General features: G+C 46.9%; 6 protein-coding genes. 1 reads left to right on the top strand and 5 read right to left on the bottom strand.

Annotated features, from left to right (window positions below; translation table 11 throughout):
- From AC14M5_RS13965 to AC14M5_RS13945, 5 genes are all read right to left on the bottom strand, one after another.
- On the bottom strand, positions 1 to 1,203 hold a 1,203-nt coding region (locus AC14M5_RS13965), incomplete at its 3' end, for a hypothetical protein (protein ID WP_484030287.1).
- 11 nt (positions 1,204 to 1,214) lie between these two features.
- Positions 1,215 to 1,679 (bottom strand): hypothetical protein, encoded by a 465-nt coding sequence (locus AC14M5_RS13960; RefSeq protein ID WP_484030286.1) that lies wholly within the window; start codon positions 1,677 to 1,679, stop codon positions 1,215 to 1,217.
- Positions 1,676 to 2,626, bottom strand: coding sequence for a DUF4007 family protein (locus AC14M5_RS13955; protein WP_484030285.1), 951 nt, complete (start codon positions 2,624 to 2,626; stop codon positions 1,676 to 1,678). The genes AC14M5_RS13960 and AC14M5_RS13955 overlap by 4 nt, the downstream gene beginning before the upstream one ends.
- A 9-nt stretch (positions 2,627 to 2,635) precedes the next feature.
- On the bottom strand, positions 2,636 to 6,397 hold the full coding sequence (locus AC14M5_RS13950; RefSeq protein WP_484030284.1) for a DNA methyltransferase: 3,762 nt from the start codon (positions 6,395 to 6,397) through the stop codon (positions 2,636 to 2,638).
- A 54-nt stretch (positions 6,398 to 6,451) separates the two neighbouring features.
- Positions 6,452 to 9,121: a TrlF family AAA-like ATPase gene (locus tag AC14M5_RS13945; RefSeq protein ID WP_484030283.1), complete on the bottom strand. Its 2,670-nt coding sequence runs from the start codon at positions 9,119 to 9,121 to the stop codon at positions 6,452 to 6,454.
- Positions 9,122 to 9,513: 392 nt separating this feature from the next.
- Here AC14M5_RS13945 and AC14M5_RS13940 point away from each other — a divergent pair, with 392 nt between their 5' ends.
- Positions 9,514 to 9,903, top strand: coding sequence for a hypothetical protein (locus AC14M5_RS13940; RefSeq protein WP_484030282.1), 390 nt, complete (start codon positions 9,514 to 9,516; stop codon positions 9,901 to 9,903).
- The last annotated feature ends 118 nt before the right edge of the window (positions 9,904 to 10,021 follow it).

Raw genomic sequence — 10,021 nt, 5'->3', positions numbered from 1 at the left:
CGGGTGTACAGGATAGATATTTTTTACTATTTGTTCCAGTATCTCCGGCTCATTGAGATAGGCAAAGAGATTCATTTTCTTGGCGTTGCTTGCCATCCGAGTGAGCAGCCAGTTGTTTTTTTGTACAACCAGCGTGCTCCATTCCCGAGTCGATGTTTGAGGGGAAACCAGTGCTGCAATGATTTGCTCCAGTTCCTCTGCTTGTAAGCTGACCTCGGTGACACGATCCTGCACCACACGGAAGTCCACCTGCATAGGGGTATTAGCCCCATAGGCTTCAAAACGACGGTGTCCGGTACCGACAAAAATTAATTGCATCCCGGCTATACCATCTTTAGACATTTCGGCAAAGCCTTGGAACACGCTCATGGTAACCCGCCCCTCGGTCAGAGCGTTGCCAAATTCATCAGCAAGAATCACTATCCCTTTGTAACGTTTCTTAAATGCCGAGTTAGTAAGCATATCTTTGAGTACTGTACGTAATGTATCAGTACGGAACGACAACTGTTGCCCAGTGGCTTTCCGATAGATATCTTGGAACAAATCCATTGCAGTGGATTCGTTTTGTGCCAAGTCCTTTTTGAGCTTTTGCAATTCCTTATGGGAATCATCGCCGCCTATAAATGCCAGGAAATCTTCAAACACTCCACTAGGTTGCCCTGTCGCCTGTCTTTGCTCCCAGTCCTCAATTTGTCGTAAAGCATTCTTGAATTTGGAATCTAAAACGATATTTGTCGCGCCATCTTTCTCCAGTGCAGTCTCGATATCAGTTAAGATGACATCTTCAAATTGACGTGTTTCCTGTAAGAAGTCGCACGGTACTACTAAATAACGTCCATCGCCTCGCCAACTGCGCACTTTTTCCGAGCCGATTTTGTCGCGCTTCGCCCAATTCTCAAAAAAGTCCTTCATTTCAAGAGATGTTGACTTGAGGGAAAAGTAATTTGCTAACATGAGACACAGATGTGACTTACCGGTGCCGAAACTACCTGTAAGCATGAAGACTTTTTCTTTGTTCTCTTTGCTGGGTAGTTGTGCCTGAGCAAGCTGCAAAAAGGCTTCTCGATGTGAACGAATCGGCACGTAGCCCCTAATGTGCTCAGCATTATCATTTTCACTTTGTTCATTATAAAAAGATGAGACAAGGCGAACCTGATTACCATATCCAGCATGGAATTCAACGATATCAACAATTTTGGTCATGATGTAACACCTTATAGTACTTCAAAGGAATTCAAAGACAATAAACGTGGCTCACGATGCACATTTGCATCAAAGGCCACGGAGAGAATATCAGGATCATCCTGCAAGAAAAAGGCAAATGTCTTTTGGGTGGGATTAGGCGAGCGCAAACCTCGGTTGATCCAGTTGGCAAATTCTTTCTTCTGCTGTCGATCCCACGTATTGAACAAGAAATCCGGATTATCTACTACAATAATGGATTGTAAGACATTAAGGCCCAATAAAAATTTCCTGAACATTTCAAAATCGAAATCCGCAATAAGTGAGAGTTCGGGATGTTCAAGGAAATATAATTGTAAATCAAGGTAATAAGCATCGCTACGCACCTGGCAAATACGGCGAGCAAACTGAGTCTTGCCTTTCTTCGCCGGAAAATGAACGATAAAAGCCCTGCGATCTTCTGCCATTTGATGGCTCAGATACACATTGAAGTTCATGCTATCTCTCCTGAGAGATGGCGTGAGATTGCTGAGAACCAGCCGGTCTCATTTTTGAACCGTACCTGGTCCAGTCCCGAGCGGGTTTCAATGGTGAGCAAACCAGCGTTATGAAGTTGATCTAGCGCCTGACGGAGCGGCGATTCTTTTTGACGCAGAATGCGTCCTGGGCTATAGTGGGCACTAATGAGGAGCGAAATCTCCAAAGAGGCTGCCCCAGCGTAGTAACGATCGCGATACGCTAAAATGACAGCCAGCCAGACCAGCATAGGGATATTTGCTGTATTCCAATAACCGTTATAAAGCGCCTTGCCATCCTTGCTCAATAATCCGAGTGGAGCAAAAAGGGCTTCTGTGTAGGTTTTCAGAATCGCATTGGCTTCGGAACGAATTTTATTGTTGATTGTTTTCGCTGACCAACGCCCCTGCAACACACGAAACGTATCCAGAATCTCCTGATTCGTGACTTCATCTTTTTGATAAAAAACAAAATCAAATAGATTACTCCACAATACAAGTTGTGCATTGGATGCTAACAAATAATGTAAAAACCACAATAAGCCTTGGTTGTCGAGGTAAGGTGATTTGTCTTTGATCAACTGCCCGAAAGGGGTTATATGAGTACGAGTATCCACCAGCAGCATGTAACTCATCGCGCCAAAGGTACCTTCTGAAAGCGCCGTGTTTAGCCCCATGGTCTTGCCGATTTCACTGCGGCTGATAACTTTTCCCACTGGATTAATTTTCTCCAAGTCAGCTAATAGTCGCCCAATGTACATGGAGCGTGGTTCATAATGCTTGACGACTTCGAGCGCCGCTTTTTCAGGGATGATTTCTTGCAAGGTTATTCCTGGAACATCCTTATGGATTTTAATTGATTCGACACCCTGTTCTTTGGGAGCTGGCTGGGACAAACGGTCAGGGTCAAATAGATTGGGCTGACTCATGCGTTGATTCTACTCTTCTTCCAAATTTTCTTCGTCTTCACCACCTTCTACCACGAGCCCCTGAGCAGCCTCTCGTGCGGCGATCTCCTGATTGAGAGCGATGAGACGAGTGAACAGTTCGCGCTGGGCTTCAGGCGCAGGCGTAAAGCGGATTTTCTTGCGGTCGTTGGGATAGAAATCGTGCCGCAGATCGATATCCTGCCAGCCATAGCACGCCAACACGGACTTATCCATCGCGGCTTGCAAGCGGCGCATTTCGATGATGTCAGCATCCTGACAGACAAGATTATTGAATAAGTTATAGAGTTTGGTCAAGCCTAGTTGACGAGCTTGCATGACTTGTTGACGGTGCTCATAAAATACTTGCCCCGCCTGTTCTGCCTGCGTAGTTGCACTCGCTGACGGCGCTTGAGGAAATGCGAAAGTCTGGAAACAATCACTTGGCGTATATCGAATGTCAGTACGCATTGTGGAGGCTTGGCGGCGTAGCCAAATCTCATGTAGTCTAGACTGAAGTACGGCAAGATGATAATAGGTATCATAGCCAATAATAACTATCGCATGACTGAATATTTGATTAGTGTCCACAAAACTCAGCATGTGATGTTCGCTGACCGCACTCCTAGCCAGCACTTGCGTCATGGTTGCAGTTACTTTTCTAAGCCCTCGTCGATAATCACCATATAACCACCAGTTTACCTTATGGCTTATTCTCTTTACATGGTCACGCTCAGGCTTCACTCTCTCCTCAATGATTTTCAGCAAGTCAGGGTATCCCTTTGCTTTGTCAAAAGTCCAATCATGAAAACATATAATATATCTGCTGTGTTTTTGGTCAGTAGAATTATTGAGATCATAGCCATTTAGAAATGGATAGATGCATTCGGAATTGCTTCGATTTTTGTGGATGAGGGCAGCCTTTTCTTCTGGTGTAATTACAAATCCCTTCCCATGAACAAAATCTCCGTTGAATGAAAACCCTTTATTCTGAACCAATCGTGCAGGAGTAAATTCTGGTAGGTCGTCCAGATATGATGATATATAGGGTGTTTGCTGTCCATCTAAGGATTTGATAGATGACGTGTCATTTTTACTTACAACTACCAAGTTTACTTCTACCGAAGCATCTCCAGACCATTTCACAAATCGGTCAGCATAGGTTATAACGCCACCTTGTTTAATAATTTGCATTAACCCAGTAACCCTTGTGTCACCTTGACTAATAGTATTTGTCGAAACGAACCCCATATAGGTACCTAGACTTAATAATTCAAAGCCTCTTCTGAAAAAGTATGCTGCAAAGTCAGTGTTCTTTTCGGACATCGAGAAGGCACTTTTGAGATACCACAAAATTCCGTTGCCCAATTGAGCACTAATCGCTGAACCGCCTATGAATGGGGGATTTCCGATTACTATGTCGAATCCCGAGCTTTGTTCTACTGAAACGCCAAAGATATGTGAGAACTCCAACTCCCAGTGCATCGTACGCTGGGTGATGAGCGCGACCTCGGCTTTCGTGAGCGTTTCCTGGTGTTCTTGCGAAAGTAAAGATACGGTATCTGTTTCAAGTGCCTTGGCTATCAGGGCAATTTCACCATCATTCATTTTCATGCCCATCTTGCGTGCCACTAACAGATCACCAATTTTTTTGTAGGGGTCAAGCAAACGCTGGGCTTCTTCGTAGTCATATTCCTGTATTTTGATGTCTTCGGCGCGCGTCACAACCTGCGCTGTGATTTTCTCCAGCCATCCGTTAGCGTTATGAATAGTTTGCACTGCCTGTGGTAGGGTTTTGAAACCATACTGTCCCTTTTCCTCGGCAACGCGCGATTTCGTTGTGGTCTTAGTCAGGTCGCTGTATGCAAGAACCGCCAAAATCTCATCGAGCCGCGTACCCAACAGGCTGTTGCCCCACTTTAAGTGATGGTCAAGGAACGAGAGTGGGCGTCCCACTTGCATGGTCGCCAGCCAGAGCGAAAGTTTCGCCAGTTCCACAGCCATCTGGTTTATATCTACGCCGTATAGACTGTTTTCCACGATCTGTTGTCGCCAATAATCAGGCGCAAGGTTTACGGATTCATTTGTCCAGGTTGTACGCGTCAGTACCCACAGAATGAAATTCGTTATTTTGTGGGCAATATGTACCAGAAAATGTCCACTGCCCATCGCGGGATCACAAGCACGAAGCGTCAAGACTTGTTGGCGCACGAACTCTTCCAGTTGGGCATCCACACGGCGCTGTAAGCGGGTACGATCCGCTTCAGACGATTGCTCAATCTCTCTGAGCCAATGCTCAAGCTGAGGGGCGAAAACGTTCCATCGTTCGGTCAACAGCCGTAAGACAGTCTGATTCGATAATCGCTCCACTAAGTCTTCAGCGGTGTAGTGTGTTCCAGTCGCCTTACGTTCATGCGGACTTTGTGCAAAGTAAACTTTGCCTACTTCAAGTACCTCATCCGTGGGCTTCCGACTCTCGCCTTTGGCAGGGAGGTACTTAATTTTGCCATCTTTATCACGCCGCGCGAGCAAGCGCTCCTCGGCAATAAACAGGCGATATTCGATCATGCCTTCATATAGACTACCCAGGTGCCGCACAGAAAGGTCGCGATAGTCAATGCGCTCGGCGGGAGCGTCATCATCGGCAATGATCAGGAACGCCAATTCATAGAGCGCTTCGGCTAGATAGGTATTTTGAATTTTGTACTTGCTAAGATAGGGCTTATCATCATTCTGAAATAGGCCACCGTTATAGGCAGGGATGCCAATATATTCATCGCTGAATTCAATCGCAGTGAACAGCGCGGAGAGTTGCTTCCATAAACTAGTGGATGGTTTTGCCAGCCGCTGGGGACTGGCGCGGAGTTCTGCAGCTTCATCGATCAGGCGTTGCAGGCTTATTGCCTGATAATCGGCGCGCTCCATTGGCAGCAGGTTACGCGCTTCGGCATATAGGATGAACAACACGCGATACAGCAAATAAGTGGCGTCGCGATAGATGGCTTCACGCTCTTCATCCGTGAAGGATTTCGTGCCCTGCGGATCAATTGCGCGCACCAAGCCCATGCACAACTGCGCCATAATTCCATCCCCGCCGCCAGGTGTATCGAGATTATCGCTGACTGTGGTCTTCAGATAGGACTCAGTTGCCTCGGTCGCGCGCCCCGACTCCTGCAACAGCGCATCGAGTTTATGCCTACCCGTATCAGGATCTCGTTCGAACGCCTCCTCGAGGCGCAAGAGCCGATAAAACAGATATGCCGCTAAATCATCCTCTTCCCCATTAAGCAAGCGTAACAAATCCACTTCGAGAAACGCTTCATAACGTCGCAACGCTTGAGCGTCTAACAATCGCCACTGCACTCCATTCGTCAATACCACCCAACGCATATTTGGCATACCTAGTGCCAGATTCACTGCTTCAATCATCCAATGCTGACCTTTAGGCAAAGTGCCGTCAGGTGAAAATCCGTCCAAGTCAGCCTCGTGGGGCGCGATGAAGCACAAGCCAAGCGGTGTTCCACGATCCCACGGTGCAACCAACACATAGGCACGCTCATCCGCTTCCAGTTCCACCAGGTCAAGAGACTGCTGATTGAGCAAAGGCTGAATCCAAGACTGTGCAATTTGTGCAGGAGACGAAAAATCGGCGCGAGAATACCAATCCCGCGCACTGTTATGCACAAGATGGCGTGCCGCCGCCAGCTCATCCTGGTTGGGCGTCAGGTTTTTGAGAAAGATGTTATTGAATAGCAGGTGATTGGTGTATGCCATGTTCCATGTGGGGTGCAATCGCAAAGCCCACTTACAGGCAAGGCAATCGCGTCTCTAATTTGTCCCTTTGATATTGTACTTGCGAGCACGCAACTTGTAGGGCTCATCGCCACCCTCGAGATGGTGAATAATGTCATCGCGCATGTTCTGGGTATCAATGGCACCCGTACGGGTAATCTTACCTTGATTTGCGCCCGCCTGTAGAACAATAAACTGATCAGAGTCGGATGAAACCGCCACACTGGAATTATGAGTAGTCAGAATGAACTGGCGTCCGTTTTTGCCCCGCCGTAGTTTTTTGGATATATCTTCCCACACTGAGACAATATCCAGTGCATCTTCAGGTTGGTCAATCAGGATTGGCATGTTTCCATCGCAGAGAGCCACAATCAATAACGCCGTGCTCTTTTGACCGACGGATAACTCATTTAATTCACCGTACACACCACCTTCTTTTCGGTATCGAATTGATGGCACATCCACAGGATAGCAATCATGCTGCAGCGCCAGCACAAAAGTAAAATCCTCAGCCGACCATAGTTTATCAATTGTGCGTTCCGCCCAGGTTTGGGTAATGCCAGCCTCGTTGGATAACTGCAGCGCATTGCGATTAAGCACCAGATCCACCAGTCTACGCGGCGCAACCCCCATCGCTATCTTGTGACGGTCACCTGTACTGGGCGCATTCTGGCCACCCCTGACTAGTTCACTCAGTAGACTTTCATAGGCTTGTCGGTCAGCCGCATGAAGCAAATCAAGTTTCAGTTTTTGATCAGAGAGTTCGGTTAGTTGGTCAAACTTGGCCTTGCGTGCTTCATAGAATTCACGATAGGCTATCTCAAGCTGGTCAAGTAACTGATGACGCTGTTTGAGCAGGTCATCCAAATCCGCTACCAGGGATTTGGCTTCCTTCATTTCTTTGATTAACTTCTTTACCTGGGCCTCAAGTGTTTTTCGTTGGCGCTCCTTCTTTTCGCGGTCGCCACCGATATCTTTTATCAGAGCTTGATATGCTTTTTCCACCTTTTCGTATTCAGGCTTCCATTTTTTGACAATAGTCTCACTGTCTTTTTTGGAAGCCTTTACCTTGGTGACCAGATCCTTTAGCGCATCTGCTGTTGCTTTTAGAGTCTTCTCTGCAATGGCGTATTGTGCCTTGATATCAGCATCTGCTTCCTCCGTCTCTGGAGCATGGTGGTCTGATATTTCGTCCCGCCAGTCATCTATTCTTGCAAGTAAACTATCGAAGAACTCCAGCCCTTCCTCGAGGGCTTGGTTTTTTCGTTCAACCACTTTCATCTGCTCAAACAGCGGATCAGACAACGTCCGTGCAATTGCCCCAATCTGCTCCTCCAAGGTGGCTGCGTCGTGTTCGAGTGCATCCAGTTTGCTCTTGGCTTGAATAGCCTTGTTTAATTTCAGGTCATTATCCCGCAACTGGAGGCGTGCATCTTGAATTGCCCGTTCTTTCTCACGAGTATCAATGAAACGATCAATCAACTCCAACTGGGCAGTTTTATCTTCGGCAATCTTTATTACTTCCAGTTGGCTGTAGGCCAAGACGGGAAACATAACTTTTATGTCGCCCGTAAATGGAACTCCCGTTGCGAGGTTGACGCACTGTACATCGTCCCGCATTGCAAACCCGCCATCCGCTTTTAATTTACCCAGAAATGTTCGCGTGATTTTGTATTGAGTACCATCTTCAATCTGATAAACAACTTCGACCAGGTTGTTCTGTTCAAGCCTGATATCCAGCTTGGTCAAGTGGTCATCGAAAAGCGACTTGTCAGTAGAAGGCTGCCCCAGGGCAAAACGAAGGAACTCAATTGCCAATGATTTTCCAACACCCTTACCACCTACAATGCTGTTCAGGCCCTCATGGAAAACAAATGTTTGGTTTCTCAGAAAGCCAGACTCGCCAATCCTCATGCTAATCAGCCGAGGATGTGGAGATTCCCGGACCTCATCCTTTAGTTTAATGCGCACTTCATGATCGGAAAAACACTGGCGTAATCCTTCAAGATCAATGGATTCCAGTTTAAACCAACTATATGACTTTCCTAACCCTGCCTTTGAATGCTTGGTCGGTTTTTCAGGATCAGGATTGTCAGAAGATTGGTAGATCGGTGGCAAACGTTTTATTTGATGGTCCGCATCAAATCCTTTTGGATAAACCCCGTGAACACACTCTATCGCATCGTAGTTAGGATCATTAAATAGGTTACTGCAGCTGATCGGCACTTTAACTTTTCCTGATGCTTCCTCAGCAGTAGCCAATTCGTAAAAGGCTCCCTTGGGCCCGTCAATATGTGCAAGAATAGCCAACCCATGTCTATCGTGAATACACTTAATTACCTCATATACACTGACTTTGCAAAGAGTTTCAGACCGCCCATATTCCTCCGGCGTAATCTTGATCAGACCGAGGAAATTCTCTACATATTTTTGATCAACCTGGGGATCAAATAAAGCAACCAGATGATAACCTTCGTTTAGGGAGATTTCTACCCCTGGAAAGATAGCAAGGCCCCTTCCAGCTGCTGCTTTCTTGACACTGTCTATTCCCTCTGCACTATTGTGATCAGTGATAGCAATTGCGCTTAGGCCTATTTCAAGTGCCGATTCTACAATTTCCTCAGCAGTCTGGTCTTTGTACAAGTAGCATTTCGATGCTGGCGTATGAGTGTGTAGATCGAGTTTGTAATATTTTAGCCCTGCCATGACTTACCTCGCATTCGGAGAAAAAAGGCGCGACAGATTGATTATACAAGAGGTCCCAATGGCGCAGATTGCATTTGCGTAAGGATTTACTCCTTATGCCTCCGCTTGAATTCTGGAGCTTACTTACCAGTAATCCAGATGACATATTTGAAAACCAACACTTTGACCGAAAAGAGGCCGGCCGAGTTGATCCCATAGGAGAAATAAGTTCATGAAGGACAAATTGGGTGGATTAATATCGACACGGTTCGCCGTTAGAGAACCGTGTCGATATTTGGGCCTTGTTTTGCAGTAACGAACCTTTTACAACAGCACCTCTTGGGGGACGTGCCAACCTTCGATGTGCTCACCCGCAGGGAGACCCTGGCGATATAGGATGTAGAATCTGAATCATGAAACAGCACATCGCCAATTTTCTTGGCAGCCCAACCAAATTCCGCAACGATCCACGCAACCAAAGAACACTGGTTATATGCGGCCTCGTCATTCTCTTTTTCTGCCTGCTTTTCCTGCTTTTCGGGAGAGCAACGCGCCGCGGCGAAACTGTATCTGCAGAGGGTACCACTGCCACACCCGTATCCACGACTCCCACCATCGCGCCTACAAATCTTGGACAGATCGAGTCTGGCGGCGTGAGAGTCCTTGAGGGGCCGTTGGGTGCTGACGGTTTTTCATGGTGGCTTGTAGAGTCCACACAATGCAGATTACGAGGGTGGACAACTGAAGGGAGAGAATCAGAGCATGGGTCATACCCTGCTGGATCAAACAGTAGCTTGCAATAAAAAACCAGCACCCACACCATCCTCGCCGGCTGCATCTACATCGTCCTCGAAAAATAAAGACAAGAATAAGGATAACAAGTGTAAATCGGACAAGCTCGCTATAGGTATTCTTGCACAG

Source organism: Candidatus Villigracilis sp., from assembly GCF_057083605.1.
This window is presented reverse-complemented; position numbering and strand designations above follow the sequence as displayed.

Excerpts from the sequence above, each read along its gene's own strand:
- AC14M5_RS13960 (WP_484030286.1), bottom strand. The coding sequence starts at position 1,679 with ATGAACTTCAATGTGTATCTGAGCCATCAAATGGCAGAAGATCGCAGG.
- AC14M5_RS13955 (WP_484030285.1), bottom strand. The coding sequence starts at position 2,626 with ATGAGTCAGCCCAATCTATTTGACCCTGACCGTTTGTCCCAGCCAGCT.
- AC14M5_RS13950 (WP_484030284.1), bottom strand. The coding sequence starts at position 6,397 with ATGGCATACACCAATCACCTGCTATTCAATAACATCTTTCTCAAAAAC.
- AC14M5_RS13945 (WP_484030283.1), bottom strand. The coding sequence starts at position 9,121 with ATGGCAGGGCTAAAATATTACAAACTCGATCTACACACTCATACGCCA.
- AC14M5_RS13940 (WP_484030282.1), top strand. The coding sequence starts at position 9,514 with ATGAAACAGCACATCGCCAATTTTCTTGGCAGCCCAACCAAATTCCGC.